We start from the raw sequence: 21,177 nt of genomic DNA on the forward strand, positions 1-21,177 counted from the left end.
TTTAACTAACCTAACCAGCCTTCTCGGTCTAAACTTCTGTATTGTATTGCCTCTGCAATATGATTAGGGGCAATATCTTTTTCGTTTGCTAAATCTGCTATAGTACGCGATACTTTTAAAATACGGTCGTATGCTCGAGCTGAAAGGTTTAATTTTTCCATAGCTGTTTTAAGAAGCGTTTTACTTTCGGGTGACAGTTTGCAAAAAGTATGAATTTGCTTAACACCCATTTGAGCATTGTAATGTAATTGTTCGAAATTTTTAAATCGGGTGGTTTGAATTTTACGAGCAGCCATAACTCGTTTTCGAATTGTTATACTCGATTCTCCTTTTCGATCTTCTGATAATTTATCAAACGGAACAGGAGTGACTTCGATATGAATATCTATACGGTCTAATAAAGGGCCTGAAATTTTACTTAAATAACGCTGCATTTCTAACGGAGAAGATGTTAGTAAAGAGTTAGGGTCATTAAAATATCCTGAAGGGCTTGGGTTCATACTGGCTACTAACATAAAACTACTAGGGTAAGTAACCGAGAAGCGAGCGCGAGAAATGGTAACTTCTCTGTCTTCTAAAGGCTGTCGAAGTACCTCTAAAACATTGCGTTTAAACTCAGGTAATTCGTCTAAAAATAATACCCCATTATGTGCAAGTGAAATTTCTCCAGGTTGAGGTAAATTGTTGCCACCACCAATTAAGGCAATATCAGAACAACTGTGGTGTGGGCTTCTAAAAGGGCGTTCGCATATAAGGCCTGTGTTTTTTACTTTACCAACTACAGAATGTATTTTGGTTGTTTCTAAAGCTTCTTTTAACGATAAGGCAGGTAATATTGAAGGTAACCGCTTAGCTAGCATTGTTTTTCCAGAACCTGGCGGACCAATTAATATAATATTATGTCCGCCTGCTGCTGCAATTTCCATGCAACGTTTTATAGATTCTTGTCCTTTTACATCACTAAAATCAAGTTCTGGAAAATCGATATGTTTATAAAATTCTGCTCTCGTATCAAGAAGTGTGGGTTTTAAAAGTTTGTTACCGTTAAAATGATCAATTACTTCTTGAATGTTATTTACGCCTAAAACATTTAAATCATTTACAATAGCTGCTTCTTTAGCGTTTTGGTTTGGTAAAATAAAATATTTAAAACCTTCTTCTCTTGCTTTTAGAGCAATAGGTAAGGCTCCTTTTATAGGCTGTATGCTTCCGTCTAAAGAAAGTTCGCCCATAATAATATACTCATTAATAGCGTTTGATTTAATTTGGTTAGAAGCGGCTAAAATACCGATAGCTAAAGTTATATCGTATGCAGCACCTTCTTTTCTAATATCAGCAGGCGCCATATTAATGATAATTTTTTTTCCAGGAAGCTTATATCCATTATTGTTTAAGGCAGCAGAAATTCGGTATGAGCTTTCACTAACGGCTTTATCAGGTAAACCTACTAAGTGATAACCAATACCTTTATCAATATTTACCTCTACTCTAATTGTAGTGGCTTCGATGCCAAATACAGCTGATCCGTAAACCTTTACAAGCATTTTTTTTCTTTGTTTAAAGATAAAAAAAATATTGTTATTATTTTTAATTTCAAGGCAGCGTACCAAACTTTATAAGCTCTAGACCTTTAGTCTGAAAAAAAAGAACTCATTTTGTATTTTTTTAAATAATCGTCTAATCCAATTTTTTCTACTTCTTTTTTAAATTTAATGGGCGATTTTTTAAAGGCTTTTTTAAAGCATTTAGAGAAGTATTTTGGGTCGTTAAAGCCTGTCATAAAAGCTGATTCTGAAACAGAATAATTAAATTTAGTAATTAAAACTGCTGCTTTTTTTAAGCGGATTAAACGAACAAAATCTAATAGGCTATGTCCTGTTAATGCTAGGCATTTTCTATAAACGTTTGAATAGCTCATGTTTAGCATATGACAAAGTTCGTCCATTTTAAAGTTAGCATCGTCTATTTTTAAATTAATTTTGTCAACCAAATTTTCGAGAAAAATTTCATCTGGCGATTTTTCAATTTTTACTTCAGGGCGACTAATAAACTCTTTTCGGTATTTAGAGATAATATGTTCTTTAGCGGTAATAATATTTTTAACTTTAAGTAGTAATTCGTCGATGTTAAATGGTTTTTTGATGTATTCAACAGCGCCAGATTCAAGGCCTTCAATTTTAGAACGTGTAGAATTTTTTGCGGTTAATAAAATTATTGGAATGTGTTTTGTTATAGGGTTGTTTTGCAGTTTTTTAGACATTTCTACACCATCCATTTCGGGCATCATTATATCGCTTAAAATAAGGTCTGGAACATTGTTTTTTGCATACTCGTACCCTTCTTTTCCGTTTTCGGCTATAGAAACGTGGTATTGATCTTTTAAAAGATCGTTTAAAAAATTTTGTAGTTCATAATTATCTTCAACAATAAGAATAGCTTTTTTTAATGCTTTATTATTGTCTTTTTTAATTTTTACAGGTTTTTCAATGGTAATATTTTTTTCTATTTGCTCAGGTTCGTCAGTTATAATACGTTCAGAATCATTGTAAGCCTCTTTCGAAATCGGAATTTTAATTGTAAATGCAGTGCCTTTATTTAATGTGCTCTCTACATCAATTACCCCCTTGTGTAGCGTTATTAATTCTTTTGTTAAGGCTAAACCAATTCCTGTTCCTTTTGCGTTTCTGCCTTTTTTTGATTGATAAAATAATTCGAAAATAAGGTTTAATTCGTTTTGGTCGATACCTTGTCCAGAATCGGATATCAAAAATTTCATCATTTTGTTAGAGTTAGTGGGTAATACTGATAACTCAATACGGCCTTCTTTTGGCGTAAATTTGAAAGCATTTGATAATAAGTTATATAAAACATGTTCTACCTTTTCTTTATCATACCATGTTTCTAGGTTGTTTTTAGCATAGTTAAGAGAGAAGTCTATGTTTTTTTTTCTAGCTAGCTCATTAAACGAGTTTGCTATAGCTGTAATATTTTGGTGTAAGTTGTTTTTTGTTACATTTAGTTGTAGTTTGTCTAATTCTTTATCTCTTACCAAAGTTAGCTCACTGGCAATTTTAGAAAGTCTTTTAGTATTGTAAGCTACAATATTTAGTCGTTGTTTAAGTAGTAAGTTTTTATTTGTTTCGGGCTGTTTTAGCATTTCTTCAACAGGACCTAAAATTAGCGTGATAGGGGTTTGGATTTCGTGTGATATTTTAGCGAAAAAATTCATTTTTAACTCATTTAGCTCACTATCCTTTTTATGGTTTATTTTTTCTAAAAATAAATTCTTTTTTAAATCATACCAGCGTTTTATACCATAAATAATTAATACAAGTAAGCATAAATATAAAATATAAGCTAAGGTGCTTTTCCAAAATGGAGGTTCAATTTTTATTGAAATTTTTTTAACAGGAATATTCCAAACTCCTTTTTTTGTACCAGCTTTTACCTCGAAAGTATAATGTCCGGAAGGTATATTGGTATAGGTAGCAACGCGGTTTGAATGACTAGGTATCCAATTGGTATCAAACCCTTTTAAACGATAGGTGTAATAATATTTTGGGTCTAAAACATTATCGATTGCAAAAAATTGAAATGAAAATGAGTCTTGATTGTTTTTTAGTTTTAGAGCGGTTACATTAGAAGCACCGCTTTTTATTTGGTCAGGAATCAAAATATTAGCGGGTTGATTAAGAACTTCTATTTTATCAATTTGCAAAGTGGCTTTAGATTCTTTTTTACTCATTTTTTCAGGGTTAAAAAAGTTTAACCCTTTTAAACCGCCAAAATATAATAGCCCTTCTTTGTCTTTAAATACACTTCTTCGTAAAAAAACATCCCCTTGAAGTCCATCAATAGCATTATAGTTTTTTAAGACAGCTTTTTTTACTTGAAAGTGGTATATGCCATTGTTCGAACTTAACCAAATATTGTCATCATCTTGTACAGCAACAGCTCGAAAATTTCGGTCATTTAAAGCGGTAAGATTGTTAAAAGTGGTGTATTTTTTTGTTGTGGGGTTAAATTGTAATAGTTCTCCTGAAATGTTAATTAACCATATCATATTAGCTTTTGTTAAAGCCATAGATTTAACATCTCTTATGGGTTGTGTTTTTTCATCGCTATACCAATAGCTTGTAAACGTAGAGGTTTTTAAATTATTTTTGTTTTCGTTAAAGCCAAACATTCCTCCTTGGTATAACCCTAGCCACACAATTCCGTTATAATCTTCAAGAATACTTCGTGTATTGCTTCCTTTTAATCCGTGTGAATTGTTATCAAAAGAGGCGAGTAATTTGAAATTAGAAGAATAGAGGTTTATTGAAACGTCTGAGCCTACCCAAATACGACCTTTAGAGTCGCAAAAGAGCGTTCGAACGTCAGAAGCTTTTTGATTTTTAGTGTTAATTACGTTTAATTTCTCAAAGGTTTTTGTTTTTGCTTTATAAGCCCATAGCCCATTTTTATAGGTGCCAAACCATATATTACCATTTTTGTCTTCGGTGATAGATTGTACGTAAAATCCTTTATTTACATCATTAAAATACTGGGTTTCTTTAGTTGTTCCGTCAGGATTAAATTTAACTTTAGTAAGTCCTGACCCATCGGTTCCTACCCATAAAATATTTTTTGAGCTTTTATAAATACTTAATACTCGAGTAGGCGTGTTGTTGGCAGAGCCTTCAAAATAATTAATATTATTATTTGCACTGGGTAATATATTTACTTTTCCGTAATTATTTATTACCCAAAGGTTTTTATAAGCATCTTCACTAATATTTATAATGGTATTGGTGGCTAGAGAAAAGGGATTGCTGTTTTCTTTTCGGTATAGAGAAACCTTTTCAGTACGGGGGGCTACTTTATATAATCCTCCGCCATCCGTTCCTGCCCATATATTACCGCTACTGTCGCAAAATAAAGAAATAACCATTTCATTTTTCATGTTAGGAACACTCTTTTCAAAGACTTTATTATTAATAAAAGATTTTGTAAGTGTGTTGTAAACTAATAATCCCTGTGTTTCCGTTCCAATCCAAAGCCTATATTGGTTATCCATCATTAGAAATACATTGCCGGGGTAATTTGTAAACGGGCCTTTTAACGTTTCTGCTTTTTTTGACAAATCTGAGTAAACAAAAATAGCTCCATCTCCTGTGCTCAAGTACAGTTCGTTAAAAGAACCTACCTCTATATCAATAATGTTTTGTTTAGCTGATTTTTCTGTAGGTATATGGGTAATACTATCTAATTTATTGTTGGCGTAGCGATATATAGTGCCTTTTTTTGAAGCGAGCCAAATATTGTTATTTTTTCGTTTTAAAGTATTGATGGCATCATTTTTAACTATATGCGAAATGTCTTTAAAATGATTGTTATTAGAGTTGTATTTAATTAAAAAACCAAAGTTTGACAATATCCAAATATTATTAGAAGTATCAACGAGTATGTTTTTTACAGCATCGTTTCTTTTTTTGTCTTTAAAAATAACATCGTTAGCAATATGTTTATAATCATAGCCGTTATAAATTAAGATACCCGTGCTACAAACCATCCATATGTTATTGTTGACTGGATTTTGAATGCTTTGAGTAACTATAATATCTTTACCATTTAATTTGGGAGATATATGAGAGAAATTAATGTGGTTTTGGGCAGAAGTTATTGTTGATAAAAACACAATTACGGCACCAATAATAGTTAATTTTATGTTTTTTGTTTGCTTGTTCACTATTGTAAAACTGTATTTCTAAATTCTATAATATTTTTTTTAAAAAGTAAGGTATTATTAAAGTTAATAAAAACTTAAATTAGAGGTTTTTGTATGTTTTAAAAAAGGATGCTAAAATAATCAATAAAAGGCGCCATACTATGCAATATATGAAAAAAAACGAAAATTTACACTTTTGTGATTAAAATGACACCTTAATATGGTAAAAATGACACCGCACCAATATAAATGTTTAACCAATCTTTGAGAAATTTAAATTTCACCTATTTCTAGGCGCTTTGTATAGAGCCTCATTTGAGTGGATTAATTTAAGTATAGGTAGTAGAAAAAACAAACAGAGATATTCTGTTTTTATCATAAAAAGCCTTATTAATTTCTTTTAATTAAGGAGGAGGAGCAAAAGCAATTTTTAAATTTAGACAAAAAAATGTCTTTTTTGTTTTTGCAGCAGAGAAAACTGTGTAAGAACACAGCTTATAACTAATGTTTAACTATAAAAAACTCACACAACTTATGAGGGTATTATTACTATTTTTAGTAGCTACTTTCTTTAGCACACTAACTTATGCTCAAAGTAAAGTAATTACAGGAACAGTTACAGATGCTAAATCGGGCGATCCGTTGCCGGGAGTAGCAGTCTATTTAAAAAATAAAAAATCTGTTGGTGCTGCTACAGATTTCGATGGAAAATTTACCATCAAAAACGTTCAATCCGATAATATTTTGGTGTTTTCACTTTTAGGATATAAAAACCAAGAAATTAGAGTTGGAAACAACATGTTGTTTAACGTGCAAATGGCTGAAGAGACTAATGAGCTTGATGAAGTAGTGCTTATTGGATATCAAAAAGTTAATAAAGCACAAGTAAATGGAGCGGTAACCTCAGTTAAATCTGAGGCACTTCAAGACATCCCTGTTTTAAATGTTGCCGATATAATTAGTACTCAGGTTCCAGGGTTACAAAGTGTATCTATGTCAGGAGCTCCTGCCGGTCGAGGTGCTTTGGTAATTAGAGGTAACACCTCTATGTCAACCGATTTAGATCCTGATATGGGATATAGCACTCCGTTGTATGTAATTGACGGAATTCAAACAAGCTTAGAAGATTTAGCAGGCTATGGCGTGTCTAATCAAGATTTTTTAGCTTCTTTAAACCCAGACGACATAGAAAGTATCGATGTGTTAAAAGATGCATCTGCAGCGGCTATTTATGGTTCTAGAGGTGCAAATGGGGTAATTATTATTGAAACTAAAAAAGGAAAAGAATCGGCAAAACCAGAGTTTACATTTTCTTCAAGCGTAGGGATAAACCCTAAACCTCAATTAGTAAAAATGTATGTAGGTGCGGCAGAGCGTAACGCAAAATGGGCAATTTTGAATAGATGGTGGTCAGATACTGAATTACAAGGTCAACAATCGCGCATGGTTATGTCAGATAGTTTAAATCCTGATTTTAATAATAATGTAGATTACCAAGGGATATTTTACCGATCAGGAATTTCTAGAAAATATAACTTAGCGGTAAGAGGCGGAAGTAAAACCTCAACGTACCGTGTAGGACTAGGTTATGATAGCCAAGAAGGGATTATTGTTGGTAATAGCGCTGATAGAGTTACGTTAAGTTTAAATAATACATTTAAACCAAGTGAAGGGTTTACCGATAACATTGTATTGCGTACCTCTTTTTTAGATCAGCTTACAGGGCAAGGAAACCCAGCGGGTGGAAATTATGATCTTAACTCTGTTTTACCAGTGTCTCCTTCATCATTACAATCTTCGTTGTTTACCTATTCAGATGATCGATTAAAAGCTTTAAAAGGTCAATTAGACGAAAAATTAAACACCGACAAGACGGTAAGCATAAATATGACCAATTTTGCTACACTAAGACTTATTAAAGGTTTAAATTTAAATTCAAGATTGAGTTATGTGTTTAATTCAAGTAAAAAGAACTTTTATGAGCCTTCGATTTTAAGAGCAGATGGAGATGGTTATGCCAGTTATGCAATGTATGAGAGAAATAATTTTTCTACAGATACCTACTTCGACTTCAACAAATCGTTTAATAGCGACAATAATCTTACTTTCGTTGTAGGAAACCGTACAAATTATAACCGAAGAGAGTCGATGAGGCTTTCAGCTAAGGGTTATGGTAGTGATGCTGTAAAAGTAATTAACAAAAGATATACTACAGATCAAATAACTGGTTCTACTGGTATTGATGAAGATGCTTTGGTGTCGTTTTATGGTAGAGCGTCATATGAACTTTTAAAACGGTATTCGGTAAAATTTACCTATAGTATTGATGGGTCTTCTAAATTTGGTGAAGATGTGCGTTGGGCTAAATTCCCTTCTGTGTCAGCAGGATGGACTTTGTCAAGAGAGCCCTTTATGAAAAAGATTTTACCTGCTGCGGTTAATTATTTTAAAATTAGAGGAAGCTGGGGTATAAATGGAAAACAATTTGATGACAATTATAGACGATTTGGCGCCTATGATTTAGGAACTGGTGGTATACCACATAATTCTCACCTAATGGATGTAAGAACTTATGCTGGGGTTTTAGCAGTGTCGCCAAACTATAAAAGAATAAAAAATGAAAATTTAAGTTGGGAGCAAGCAGAACAGTGGAATTTAGGTTTAAATTTAGCATTATTTGATAGACGCCTTAATGTTGAATTTGAAGCATATAATAAAAATACAAACAGGTTGTTTTTTGATGCAATATTCCCGTATTACTCAGGTTATGATAAAGCTCCTGCCAACCTTGGAGGTGTAATAAACTATGGATGGGAAACACTATTTAGATATAGCGTATTTCCTAGTAAAAACGATTTTCAGTTAGACTTAACACTTTCTTTTTCTGATAACAGAAACTTTGTTTCAAGTTTGCCTAACGGAAATCGTGGATTTTCAGGAACTAACTATGGTTATGTAGTAGGTAGACCTCTTAACCTTTACAAAATGTTACTTTTTGACTATATACTTGATGACCTAGACCAATTACCTGTAAACCCCTATACGGGCGAACGATTAACAGGTAAAGGTGCTTGGGCATCAATTAAACCTGGTTTTCCAATATGGAAAGATTTAAATGGAGATTATGTGCTTGATGAACAAGATAAAACCGTATTATTAGATTATTCTCCTCAGCCAAAAGTGCAAGGCGCATTTAACTTCAATATTAAGTATAAGCGATGGTCTTTACGAGCGTACACAAGCTTTTCTTTTGGCGCTACAATTAGAAATGGTAATATCACTAGTTATTTAGATCAATATGCCCGAGCAGGTGGTTGGGTTACTAAAGGACTCGCCGATTTAAGCCAGTACACATTCTGGGAAAATCCTGGTGATGGTGCTGCGGGGGTAGATTTTCCAGCTATCTATGCTAACTCATCAAGTGTTGGAGGACCATATTATAGCTTTAGAAACGACCAAACTTTATGGTTAGATAGTGGTGATTATTGGAGAATTTCAAACATTTCTTTAGGGTATTCTTTTGATCCTAACGAACAGTTTATGAAAAAAGTTGGTTTGTCATCACTACGTATTTTTTCTACGATATTAAATCCGTATCAATGGCAACGTTCTAATAAAGTATTAGATGCATCAATGGTAAGAGCTAATGGATTTACTTATGGAAATGGATATCCTAGATCTAAAACATTTAGTATTGGACTTAATACGCAATTTTAAATTAAAAAAAATGATGAAAGTATTTATAAAATTTAAACAAATAGGCATTGCTTTGGGGTTACTCGCGTTGGTAAGTTGCAACGATTTTTTAGACAGAGAACCTATGAATGCCACCTATGATGGGGTATATTGGACAACTCAAAAAGAAGCAGAACAAGCCGTTGCAGGTGCTTATGCCTCGTTTAGAGAAGCACTGTTAGAAGCTCGATTTCTTTATTGGGGCGAATACCCTGCACAAACCTTTTTAGGAGGTTCTCATAGCCGAGTACAACCTGTTTATAATGGAAATTTTACAAACTTATACTATAGAACAGATGTATTTGAATGGAAACAATTTTACCGCGCTGCCAATTGGGCGCTTACGGTGCAAGACCGCATAAAAAAAATGGATACGAATTTATTTGATTCTCCAGAGATGAAAAATAAATTATTAGGCGAAGCTGCTTTTGTACAATCGTTATCTTATTTCTATTTAACAAGAATTTGGGGTGATGTTCCTTTAGTTAAAGAAATTTTAGACGATTTTGCTCAATTAGTTACAGCAGATGGCTATGTTAAAGGTAAGCGTAGATCACCTGAAGCAGAAGTTTTACAATATGCTTTAGATAAAGCTAATGAAGCCGTTAGTTTATTAGAGTATTCTACTCCTGAAGCAGCAGATTGGGCTATAAGAGCCAACAAAGCAAGCGCTCAAGCATTAGAAGCACATATTGCAGTGCGATATGCTAGTAGAATAGATGATGAGGCTAAAAAACATGAATTACTTACTGAAGCTGTAAAGGCGACAACTGATGTAATAAACTTAAGTAATGCAGAGTTAATTGATTACACTGCTGACGATGATGCTGAAGGTGGTGCTGCTGGGGTTGAACTGATGTGTAAAGGGCAATCTAAAACAGGCTTGTTTGAAATTTATATAGGTACTGCCTTAAGCGAGTCTTTTTTAATGACTAGTAATCTTAGTTCACACATATCGTTAGTATCACCTGAGCCATATAGAGCTTCAGGTATTTCGAATGTGCTTAAGTATTACAAGAATAATTATGGAAATGATATGATGTTCAAAGATGATATTCGTGCAAACGATGCTCGACGAAAATTATTCTTTAATCTTTACCCAGATCCAAAAAGTCAAGACCCAAACCAACCAGGGCCAGGAGGAGATGCAAGTAGTTTTGAGTCTACATATAACGCTGAGTTTGGTTTAACCAAATATTTATATTCAACCCAAGACCCTAATGCCTCAGCTTCAGATTTAACGAGTAATGTGCCTAAAACTCTTTTTTCAGAGTCAAATATTTTAATTTTTCGTTTAGCAGATATCTATTTATTAAGAGCAGAAGCAAATTTAGATTTAGGAGAAGATTCGGGTGTAATTATTCCTGATATTGATGCAATTCGAGAAAAAGCAAGAGTGCCTAGTTATGATACTACTGCTGAAGGAGATGATTCAGAATCGTTAAAAAAAGCTATATTTGATGAGCGTGCTATTGAATTTGTTGGTGAAGGGCAAATTGCTTATGATAGATTACGCATGAAATATTTTGATGGGTTAAATTATTATAGCGCAGCTAGATTAAATGAAGGTGGTTTTTTCTGGCCGATATCGAGAGATTTAATTTCTGCGAACCCTATTCTTACCCAAACACCATATTGGCAAGGAAAAATATAAACAACACATAAAACTAAAGAAAATATAATGAAAAAAATAATAGTACCAATAGTGTTATTGCTAATTACCATATATTCTTGTAATTATAATGGTGATTACTTAACAGATGGAGGTCTTAGTAATCCTGAGACAGGAACCAGTACAATGGATTTTTTACGTTCAAATAGTCAATTAGATAGTTTGGCGTTACTTATAGATCGGGCAGGTTTAGCAGATGTGGTTAATGGCACAACAACGCTTTTTGCACCCAATAATGTTTCTGTACAACGTTATGTAGATAAAGAGTTAGCTAAATTACGTCTATTAGATCCTTCGGCAGAATATTCGGTTGAATCTATTCCAACAGATACCATTAAAAAATATATAGGAATGTATATTTTTGAAGGAAAAATTACACGCGAAAATATGGGTGAAAAACAAGGAAATGTTTATACATCTATAGCCGTAGAAGGTAATGATAGTTTTGAACGACGTATATCTTTAGAACCTGCTGATGAATATGAAAATCAGCTAGGCTATTACCCTAAGTATGTACATTATACCAGTAAAGTGGGTGAAAATTGGGATTCATGGGATGCTGTTTATGGTAATAAAACAGATGAAACACCTGTAGCAGAAAAGGATGTTAATACCATTGTTAGAACGTCAAATATTAAGACGAACAATGGAGTGGTTCACGTATTACAAGGCGAATACGTATTATTTGAACAATAATTAAATTATTAACTAAAAAACAACAACAAATGAAAAATATATTTTACACGTTATTAGTGTTAACGTTGTTTATGACAGCTTGTCATAGGCCCGAAGTTGGGTTTTTGGGTACAGCTTTTGAAAGCAGGGTAGATACTATTGAATTAACTAGAGGTCTTTTTGACCAAGGTCCTTTACCGTTTATCGATGGCTCAACACTACCGCTTAGTTGGGAAATTACAGGCGCTACTGATGCAGAAGGTAACCTTACAAACGATTTGTTTGAACCTCGTGATATTGTGTTATGGAAAGAAGCTTATAACCCAAATACCGATACTACCGCAGCTTTAGTAAATGAAAAATTAGATAGAACTAAAAAACCGAGTATTTATATTAATAAGGTTAGTGGGCAGTTAATAGTTACCCAAGCCTCAAGAACTGTACCACAAGATGTGTACAATTTAAACCTAAAAGTATCAAATATAAGTGGTGAAAGACAATTAGATCATTTTGCAACACTAAAATTATTACCGTATAAGCCAGCTGAGGTTCGATTTGCAATGATTTCTGCGATAAAGCTTATAAGAAAAAACGGTACTGAGGCTACGATTAAAAATCAAGTTAATACGAACGATGAAGAGCGAATAGCTAGTGTGTTAAATGAAGAGGGTACAGAGCCTGATCCTATTTTTTCAATAAAAAAGATTAGTGATGAGCCCGCCTCGTCTGTAAGTGTTAGAATGATACTTACCGATACCGATGGTAACGTTATTAGCCCTAGTAAAGTAACTCGTAATGAGGCTGGAGCTGGGTCAGATACAGAGTATTTGCCAAGTTTTAATGAAAACTCAGTAGAAACAACAACAGATGACGAAGCTACTATTTTTAATTTTCCAGCACCGCCATTTCCTCAGTATTCTAGTAATTTTCCGAATGCTACTACAAATGATAAAATGTATCAAATGTTTTATAGAACAACTACCGAGGCAATTAACTTAGTAGGTAAGCCACCAGGAGGAGTGAAAAAATACCAAACAAATAGCCAAGGAGGCGTATTAGGTTATGGTTATGTACGTTGGGGCCTAAGAATTAATGATTTTGGTACTTGGGAAATTAAAGCAGCCATACCTAGATCAACAGTAATGACAGACGAATAATTTTTATATCTAATAAATAATAATTAAGAGTTTAATAAAAAAGCTATCTAAAATAATTTTAGATAGCTTTTTTTAATTAGGTGTTATTTGTTTTATAAACTAAAACATTTCTCTGCCAGAAAAATGAAAAGCACCTTCAATAACAGCGTTTTCATCACTATCAGAACCATGTACTGCGTTTTCACCTATAGAGGTAGCATATAATTTTCTAATCGTACCTTCAGCAGCTTCAGCTGGGTTGGTTGCTCCAATTAAGGTTCTAAAATCTTCTACAGCATTTTCTTTTTCAAGTATAGCTGCAATAATGGGACCTCGTGTCATAAACGCAACTAATTCACCAAAAAACGGACGTTCTTTATGTATTGCATAGAAAGCTTCAGCATCTCGTTTGGTCATTTGTGTTTTCTTCATAGCTACAATTCTAAATCCTGCAGCATTTATTTTTTCTAAGATAGCACCTGTATGTCCGTTTTCAACAGCATCAGGTTTAATCATGGTAAAGGTTCTATTTGTTGCCATTAATTTAATTTAAGTTTTAAATTGGTGGCAAAAATACACTTTTTAATGGTAATAACAATGTTGATTTTTTTAAGCTTTAAGCTACGTGAACTTGCGAAAAGCTTTTGAGAGGTGTGTTTAACGTTTTAATTAGATTTTTTTAAAGAAACATCTTCTTTTAATTCTAAGAAACGGTTAATCTGTTTTATCTCATTTTCAAGACGAGATACATTTCCGGCTACTGCTTTTAATGCCTCATTGTCTTTTTTTAATTGATTAATTATTTTTTGTTGCGCTTTAATGGCTTCAACAAGTACAGGAACCACATCGCTATAGGCAACCGATTTTATTTTTTCTTTAGAAGTATCGGTATTTACAACTTGAGGTAATACTTTTTCTATTTGTTGAGCAATAAACCCAATATGGTTTTTGTTATCTAAATCTAACTTTTTACCAACCGTTCTATTTTTATCCCAATTAAAAGTAACTCCTTGCAACTGCATAACCTTATCTAAAGCATTTTTTAGAGGGGTTACATCTGTTTTTAAACGAGCGTCAGAGGTATTAACATAGGCAGAGGTACCACCAGCTGTTCCATTAACATATAAAGTATACGATGGGGTTTCTGATTTTATACCTACCCGTCCTCCATTAGCAGAGGTTAAATACAATAATTTGGTGTCTGAAATTAATGTAGCTGTACCAACTTGAAAACCTAGATATTTTACACCTGTAGCATTAGTAGGATGTGCATCTCCTGCGCTTATTCGTGCTACTCTACCAGGTGCTCCACTAGAATTAGATTCAAATGCAATACCATAGTCATTCGTTCGATTACCATAAGCAAAACCATCTGCGCCAATTTGAAAACGAATCATATCAGTATCACTAGGTCTTGTTATATAAAATTGCCCTTTGTGTAATTGTAGCTTTTCACTTGGATTTGCTACTCCAATACCTATTCTACCGCCTGCGTTAGCTGTAAATATTTGATCATTAGTGTTGTTTACAATATGAAACCCGTCTGTGGGGTCGTTGTTGCGTATTTTAAAAATTAGATTGGAACTTTGAGGTAGGTCTATCTGAAAACCATCTGTAGTTGTTAGTAAACTTGATAACCCTGAAGGGTAACTTCCACTGGCTAAGTCTTTAAAAATTAATTCACCAGAAGAGGCAGGACCTGCTAATGTAAGTAATTTAGAGCCATCTGTACTTTTAACATGTAGTTTTGATAAAGGAGTGGTCGTTCCAATACCTACATTACCATCTTTGGTAACACGCATTACTTCTGTGTTATTTGTTTTAGTAACAAAGTCTACCGCATCTTTAGTGCCTATAAAATTAGTGCCTGCGGTGGTGCCTAAATTTCCAGTTGTTGACCAAGCGGTAAAAGAAATGGGTTTCCATCCGTCTACCGTGTCGTAAAATTTTATTTCGTTGTTTTGAACATCAAACCAAACATCAGCTTCTAATGGGTTAGAAGGGGCTGAGCCATCTGTTGAGGTAGTAACCGTATTATTATTTACGGTTCGTATGGTTCCTTTATTATCAATAATATTTACTTCTTGCGCATTGATGCTGGCAAAAGCAAGCATCAATGCAAGAATTGTAAATAATAATTTTTGGTTATTTATAAGGGTATTCATTAAAAATAAAATTTTTAAATGGTATGTATATACTATTTAACCCAATGTACTTCAATAACATCAGTAGAATATAGGGTCCAGTTAGTTGGAGGTGTTGCAGCGCTTTTATCAACAAGGGTTAAGGCATTGGCGGCAACGGTATAATCATCATTAGCAATTAATTTAGCCCCGTTTCTATATACACTAACATTGGCATAATTGGCAGGTAAACCAGTTACCACATTGGCTCCAATTACAGGAGAGGGTAATACAGTTTGACCAGATTGTACTTGTAGTAAGTCTGAAACTTTAATTTTTTGCATTTCACCAGTAGCCTCGTCTCTAATTAAAACAGTAAATCCTGAGCCTGTACCATGGTCTGATCCGCTTGTGGCATCGGTAGAGGCAGTAGAAATATCGGTTACTAATGTTAAGCCATCTAAGCCAAAAACTTTACCATTGGCATCTATATAGGTGTCACTAGTTAAGGTGCCGCCTAATTGCCATGTTGTGGTAGTAACATCGCCAGTACCATCATTTGTAAGCATGGTTATACCGTTTGCAGCTTGTAGGTATTTAATCGTTCCTTTGTTGTCTATTAGTCTAATAGACCCAGTGGTTCCGGCTGCTGGAGCAACCTCAGTTTGTTTGGTAATTTTACCAGATGTTTGTTGTGCATTAACAGTGCCAATGGCTAGTAAAGCAATAGCAGCTAATGCTAATTTAAACTTGTTATTGATTGTTTTCATGATTTAAATTAATTTCTAATTAAAGGTTGTTAATAAAGTTGAATTATTCGTATTTCGTCGCCAGCATAGCATGTGGCAGCGGGTTCTAAGGTTATGCTGTGAGGGTTGTTTATTGTAAAGTCTACACGAACCCCATTTCTATATACATTTATTTTGTCAGTAGCATGTAATGTTAAATCTGTAAAAGTTACTTGACCATTAGCAGCTATTATTTTAGTAACGTCTTCTCTTAATAAGTTACTTACTGAAGTCTTTTTTAAAACTCCAGAGGTTTTATCTATGGTAACAACATCGTTTGTTGCAGAATCTCCGTTTTCTAAGCCTGTAATGGCAAGGGTATTTGTTCCATTAGTTTCAATAGTGGTCGGTTGTATTAATAAGCCTCCTAGTTGAATAGTATTGTTAGAATCAATTAATAATCCGTTGTTGGCAGAAAGATTAGAGTTTGTAGCAATCCATGCGCTACCGTTATAGGCATAAATAAGCCCTGTAGTGCTATCTGCATATATGTCGCCAGCAGTTGGGTTAGGTGCTGTAGTATTGGTTGGCGCTCCATTACCTCTTCTGGGGTTGTTGTCTATAGCAATCCAATTAGTACCATCCCAAAGGCTAAAAGCGTTGTTTTTTGTGTTGTTAATCCAAAAATCGCCTAAGTTATTATGAGTAGGTGCTGTAGAAGATGTGGTTACGTTAACCCCTTCGCCACACAAACTTTTCCATGAAGTGTTATCAAACATAAAAACGCAGTTTTCATCGGTGTTAAAAACTAAAGCTCCTTCTAATGGGTGAATTGCATTCATTTGCGTGTTGTTCATTCTACTAATAACTAAAACCTTATCAGAGCTTTCTAATTCTAAAATTGAGTTCAAATGAATTGACGACGGGTTGTCTCCAATTTTTACTTGAGAAAAAGCTGGAATAGTAGCCGAGACGAGAATTAAATAAAAAAATAGTTTTTTTTTCATTTGACTAAATAATCACTTTTTATATTTTAAACGAATCACTATAACCAGTATACAGTTATTAATGCACTATAAAATTACGGTGTAAAGGTCAGCGTATATTTAGCTGTTTTTAGTGTTTTTTCGTCGAATTGCTTTTTTATTTCGATAAATAGAGCTTTTTAGGAGGTAAAATATTTTTTACTATTTTTTGTTCCCCTTATTTTGTTTAAATAGCTGATTTAAAGAGTATTTTGTTTGTAATGTGTAGTGGAGGTTAATTTTATTTTTATAAGAGGTTTGACGTTAATATTTTCAAAAAATAAATAACTCGTTGCTTGAATTTTATATCTTTGTCGCCTATGGTTTTAAAAAAAATTACCGAATTAACCTCTTTTTTAAAGTCCTCGAGAAATATTGTGATTGTAGGGCATCAAAATCCAGACGGTGACGCAGTAGGAGCCACGTTGTCTTTACAGCATTATTTTATAAAAAAAAAGCACAAAGCAACAGTGGTATTACCAAATGACTATCCTGACTTTTTACAATGGTTGCCCAAAAGTGGTCGGTTGTACTTTTTCGATAAACAAAACAGCCAATCTAAAAAGGCATTGGTTGAATCAGACATTGTTTTTTTGTTAGATTTTAATGCGCTACATAGAGTAGGAGCTGATATGCAAAATACATTAGAAACGTATCCAAACGATTTTGCATTAATAGACCATCATCAGCAACCTGAAGAGTTTACCTATATGTATTCTGATACGTCTATGTCGTCAACTTGCCAGATGGTTTATAATTTTATTGAAATGATGGGCGATGTTGATTTAATAGATAAAGATTTAGCTACTTGTTTATATACTGGAATTATGACTGATACGGGTTCGTTTCGTTTTAGATCAACAACCAGTACCACGCACCGAATTATTGCTAATTTAATTGATAAGGGAGCCGAAAATGATAAAATTCATAGTAATATATACGATTCTAATTCGTGCGGAAGATTATTGTTATTAGGGCAGGCATTGCGTAATTTACAGGTTTTGTTTGAATATAAAACAGCTTTTATAACATTAACAGACCAAGAAAAAAAACAATTTAATTTTGAAAAAGGAGATACCGAGGGGTTTGTAAATTATGCGTTATCGGTAAAAGGAATTGTTTTTGCAGCGATTTTTATAGAAGATCAAGAACAAAAAATTATAAAAATATCATTTCGTTCAAAGGGTAAATTTTCGGTTAATAAATTTGCAAGAAAATATTTTGACGGAGGAGGGCATGATAATGCCGCTGGTGGAAAAAGTACCGTTTCAATGGAAGAAACACTTATAAAATTTAAAGCCTTATTGCCTAAATATCAAAAAGAATTAGAAAACTCTTATGAAGCATAATGTATTGTTTTTTTTATGTTGCTCTTTAATTATGTATTCTTGTAAAGAACCTCAAGCGCGTAGGCCAAAAACACATACGACAAGAGATTTTTATAAAGAAGTGGTTGCTCATAATAAAAGACTAAATGAGCTAGAAAATAAGCGTATAGCAAATTTTATTGAACACGATACCATTCATACATACCATAATTCTTCAAATGGGTATTGGTTTACCTACGATAAAAAAAATGAAGATAATTTACCTAATCCCAAACCAAACCAAACCGTTGTTATAAATTTTTCAGTAGCCGATTTGTATGGAAATGAACTATACCCGCAACAACAAAAACTTTATAAAGTTGATAAAGAAGATTTTATACCTGCATTACAAAACGGAATTAAATTGATGAAAGAAGGAGAAACCATTACTTTTGTAATTCCGTCGTATAGTGCCTTTGGTGTTGTTGGCGATGGTGATAAAATTAAACCCAATCAAACAATAAAAAGTAAAGTAACATTAATAAATATTAAATAAAAAAATGAAAGCAATTAAAATTTTAGCAGTAGTAGTAACTACTTTATCCATTTTATCATGTGGAAAACAGTTAAAAACAAAATCATCATTAGGTACCGAAATAGACTCAGCGAGCTATGCTTTGGGCTTAAATATGGGGTCGCAGTTAAAAATTAATTTCAAAGAGATTGACAAAGACTTATTTGTTCAAGGTTTTTTTAATGGAATGGACTCAACCAATATGCTTATTGCAGAAAAAGACGTTAGAAGTGTTTTAGCTCCCTTTTTTCAAAAGAGACAGCAAGAGCAAATGAAAAAAATGATGGAGAAGCGAGAAAAAGAAGCAGAAGTAAAGTTTGCTGATTATAAAAAAGAAAACGAAAAGTTTTTAGCAGATAATAAAACAAAAGAAGGCGTAAAAACTACAGCTAGCGGTTTACAATACATTGTTTTAAAAGAGGGGAAAGGAGAGTCGCCAAAAGCTACTTCGACTGTAAAAATACATTATAAAGGAACCACTATAAAAGGTGAAGAATTTGATAGTACCTATAAGAAAAATAAACCTTATGAATTACGTGCAAATCAGTTTGTAAAAGGTTTTTCAGAAGGATTAGAATTAATGAAGCCAGGAGCAAAATACAAATTTTTTATTCCTCAAGAATTAGCTTACGGCTCACAACAAAGAGGGGCGCTTATTAAGCCTTTTTCTACTTTAATTTTTGAAGTTGAGCTTTTAGAAGTAAAAAATTAATTTAAAAGCCATACACATTAAAAGCTTTAAAGCTTTTAATGTGTATGGCTTTTTTATGAAAGCATTAAATAACGTGTTTTTTAATTAACGGTTATACACAAACAATCAAAAAAACGGTTAACTTAAATTTATTTTCGTGAAATATATAAAGCTAATAGTAGCTGTAGTGGTTTTAGTAACTGCTTGTAAAACGGCAAAATATCCTAATTTAAAAAATGGCTTGTATGCCGATATACAAACCAATAAGGGAGATATTTTAGTAAAATTACATGCAAAAAAAGTTCCAATGACGGTGGCTAATTTTGTGTCTTTGGCAGAAGGTACAAATCCAAAATTACCAGACTCGTTAAAAGGTAAAAAGTTTTATGATAAAATCACATTTCATCGAGTAATTAAAAATTTTATAATTCAATCTGGCGATCCAACGGGTACGGGTTATGGGGGGTCAGGTTATATGTTTCCAGACGAGTTTGCAATAGACTCGGTAGGCGGTTTGCTTTTTAAGCATGATAGCCCAGGTATACTATCGATGGCTAATTCAGGTCCTAATTCTAATTCAAGTCAATTTTTTATAACTCGCGAACCAACGCCATGGTTAGATGGTAAACATTCTGTTTTTGGTAAAGTTCAAATAGGGCAGGCTGTGGTAGATAGTATTCAACAAAAAGACACCATTAATACGATTGAAATTATTAGGGTAGGTCGCGATGCAAAAAAATTTAATGCCCCTGAGGTTTTTAAAACAGAATTGGCAAATTATAGTGCAAAGCAAAAAGAACGCCTGCAAAAAATTGAAGCTATGAAAAAACAGTTTCAAGAAAAAATGGGAATAGCAAAGGCTACCGAAAGTCATACAGGATTAAAAGTGCTAAGTTTAAAAGAAGGTAAAGGTAAAAAGTTTAATAGGCTACTACCTGCCTCAATGAATTATTCGGTATACTTAGCAACAGGAAAATTAATTCAAACAACTGAAGATAATAAACCATATACTTTTGTATTACAAAAACAACCGATGATTTCAGGAGTTACTGAAGCTATATTAACAATGAAAGAAGGAGATAAAAAAAGGTTGTTTATACCTTATTATCTAGGGTATGGAGAAAAACCGTATGGTCCTTTTCCAGCAAAATCGGATATTGTTTTTGATATAGAATTAGTGAAAGTAGGAAAGTAGTTTGTTAGAGCAAATATTATTAAAAGATCGTCAATTATTTGTTTTTCTTAATAGTTTAGGAAATCAACAGTGGGATAATTTTTGGTTATTTATTACCAATAAATTTACTTTTGTTCCATTGTATATTTTTTTAGCATTTCTTTTTTACAAAAAAAATGGACTAAAAAAATTAGTGATTTTTATATTGATTTTAGCGGTTCTTATTGCGGCGTCAGATCAATTATCTCAACTTTTCAAATTTAGTTTTAAACGCCTAAGACCTTGCTATAATGAAGATATTTCTGGTGTTGTAAGGTTAGTAAAAACGAGCTGTGGTGGTAAATACAGTTATTTTTCGGCTCATGCATCTACTAGTGCTGCTTTAGCGGTTTATATTGGGCTTATTTTTAAATCGACATATAAACAATTGTTATATATATTGCTTTTTTTTACTTTTTTGGTAGGGTATAGCCGCATATATATAGGTGTGCATTATCCATTAGATGTGATAACGGGTTTTTGTTTGGGTGGTTTTTTAGGGTATCTTTTTTACCAATTATTTAAAAAGGTGTTAACAGCTTTTTATCCGTCTTAACTAAGGTTTAACAACGGGCAAAACTAAATTAA

15 protein-coding genes are annotated in these 21,177 nt (G+C 33.1%); 9 read left to right on the forward strand and 6 right to left on the reverse strand.

What is annotated here, in order from left to right:
• Window positions 1-5 precede the first annotated feature (5 nt).
• Window positions 6-1,544, reverse strand: coding sequence for a YifB family Mg chelatase-like AAA ATPase (locus AB2B44_RS05205; RefSeq protein ID WP_369048485.1), 1,539 nt, complete (start codon window positions 1,542-1,544; stop codon window positions 6-8).
• Between the two features lie 86 nt (window positions 1,545-1,630).
• The gene (locus AB2B44_RS05210) at window positions 1,631-5,731 is read right to left on the reverse strand and encodes a two-component regulator propeller domain-containing protein (protein ID WP_369048486.1); all 4,101 of its coding nucleotides are present in this window, start codon (window positions 5,729-5,731) and stop codon (window positions 1,631-1,633) included.
• A 513-nt stretch (window positions 5,732-6,244) separates the two neighbouring features.
• Here AB2B44_RS05210 and AB2B44_RS05215 point away from each other — a divergent pair.
• From AB2B44_RS05215 to AB2B44_RS05230, 4 genes are read left to right on the forward strand one after another with little or no spacing between them, the layout of a single operon-like run.
• Complete coding sequence (locus AB2B44_RS05215) at window positions 6,245-9,427, forward strand: SusC/RagA family TonB-linked outer membrane protein (RefSeq protein WP_369048487.1); 3,183 nt, start codon at window positions 6,245-6,247, stop codon at window positions 9,425-9,427.
• Between the two features lie 10 nt (window positions 9,428-9,437).
• Window positions 9,438-11,099, forward strand: a complete 1,662-nt coding sequence (locus tag AB2B44_RS05220; RefSeq protein WP_369048488.1) for a RagB/SusD family nutrient uptake outer membrane protein — start codon at window positions 9,438-9,440, stop codon at window positions 11,097-11,099.
• Window positions 11,100-11,126: 27 nt separating this feature from the next.
• Entirely contained in the window at window positions 11,127-11,813 is a 687-nt protein-coding gene (locus AB2B44_RS05225) for a hypothetical protein (protein ID WP_369048489.1), read from the forward strand.
• A gap of 29 nt (window positions 11,814-11,842) precedes the next feature.
• A complete protein-coding gene (locus AB2B44_RS05230; protein WP_369048490.1) occupies window positions 11,843-12,949 on the forward strand; it encodes a hypothetical protein in 1,107 nt (368 codons plus the stop codon).
• Between the two features lie 99 nt (window positions 12,950-13,048).
• Here AB2B44_RS05230 and AB2B44_RS05235 read toward each other — a convergent pair whose 3' ends face one another.
• The 4 genes from AB2B44_RS05235 to AB2B44_RS05250 form a co-directional block, all read right to left on the reverse strand.
• On the reverse strand, window positions 13,049-13,468 hold the full coding sequence (locus AB2B44_RS05235; RefSeq protein WP_369048491.1) for a nucleoside-diphosphate kinase: 420 nt from the start codon (window positions 13,466-13,468) through the stop codon (window positions 13,049-13,051).
• Between the two features lie 125 nt (window positions 13,469-13,593).
• Entirely contained in the window at window positions 13,594-15,093 is a 1,500-nt protein-coding gene (locus tag AB2B44_RS05240) for a tail fiber domain-containing protein (RefSeq protein ID WP_369048492.1), read from the reverse strand.
• Between the two features lie 32 nt (window positions 15,094-15,125).
• Complete coding sequence (locus tag AB2B44_RS05245; protein WP_369048493.1) at window positions 15,126-15,821, reverse strand: hypothetical protein; 696 nt, start codon at window positions 15,819-15,821, stop codon at window positions 15,126-15,128.
• A 29-nt stretch (window positions 15,822-15,850) separates the two neighbouring features.
• Window positions 15,851-16,786, reverse strand: a complete 936-nt coding sequence (locus AB2B44_RS05250; RefSeq protein ID WP_369048494.1) for a hypothetical protein — start codon at window positions 16,784-16,786, stop codon at window positions 15,851-15,853.
• Window positions 16,787-17,124: 338 nt separating this feature from the next.
• Here AB2B44_RS05250 and AB2B44_RS05255 point away from each other — a divergent pair, with 338 nt between their 5' ends.
• The 5 genes from AB2B44_RS05255 to AB2B44_RS05275 all read left to right on the forward strand — a co-directional run bounded on the left by AB2B44_RS05255 (window position 17,125) and on the right by AB2B44_RS05275 (window position 21,145).
• On the forward strand, window positions 17,125-18,153 hold the full coding sequence (locus AB2B44_RS05255; protein WP_369048533.1) for a bifunctional oligoribonuclease/PAP phosphatase NrnA: 1,029 nt from the start codon (window positions 17,125-17,127) through the stop codon (window positions 18,151-18,153).
• Window positions 18,154-18,184: 31 nt separating this feature from the next.
• Window positions 18,185-18,667 (forward strand): gliding motility-associated peptidyl-prolyl isomerase GldI, encoded by a 483-nt coding sequence (gldI, locus tag AB2B44_RS05260; RefSeq protein ID WP_369048495.1) that lies wholly within the window; start codon window positions 18,185-18,187, stop codon window positions 18,665-18,667.
• A 4-nt stretch (window positions 18,668-18,671) separates the two neighbouring features.
• Window positions 18,672-19,397, forward strand: coding sequence for an FKBP-type peptidyl-prolyl cis-trans isomerase (locus AB2B44_RS05265; protein ID WP_369048496.1), 726 nt, complete (start codon window positions 18,672-18,674; stop codon window positions 19,395-19,397).
• A gap of 136 nt (window positions 19,398-19,533) precedes the next feature.
• Window positions 19,534-20,571, forward strand: coding sequence for a peptidylprolyl isomerase (locus AB2B44_RS05270; protein ID WP_369048497.1), 1,038 nt, complete (start codon window positions 19,534-19,536; stop codon window positions 20,569-20,571).
• Between the two features lie 184 nt (window positions 20,572-20,755).
• Entirely contained in the window at window positions 20,756-21,145 is a 390-nt protein-coding gene (locus tag AB2B44_RS05275) for a phosphatase PAP2 family protein (RefSeq protein ID WP_369048498.1), read from the forward strand.
• The last annotated feature ends 32 nt before the right edge of the window (window positions 21,146-21,177 follow it).

Source organism: Tenacibaculum sp. UWU-22 (genome assembly GCF_041021355.1).
Lineage (GTDB): Bacteria > Bacteroidota > Bacteroidia > Flavobacteriales > Flavobacteriaceae > Polaribacter.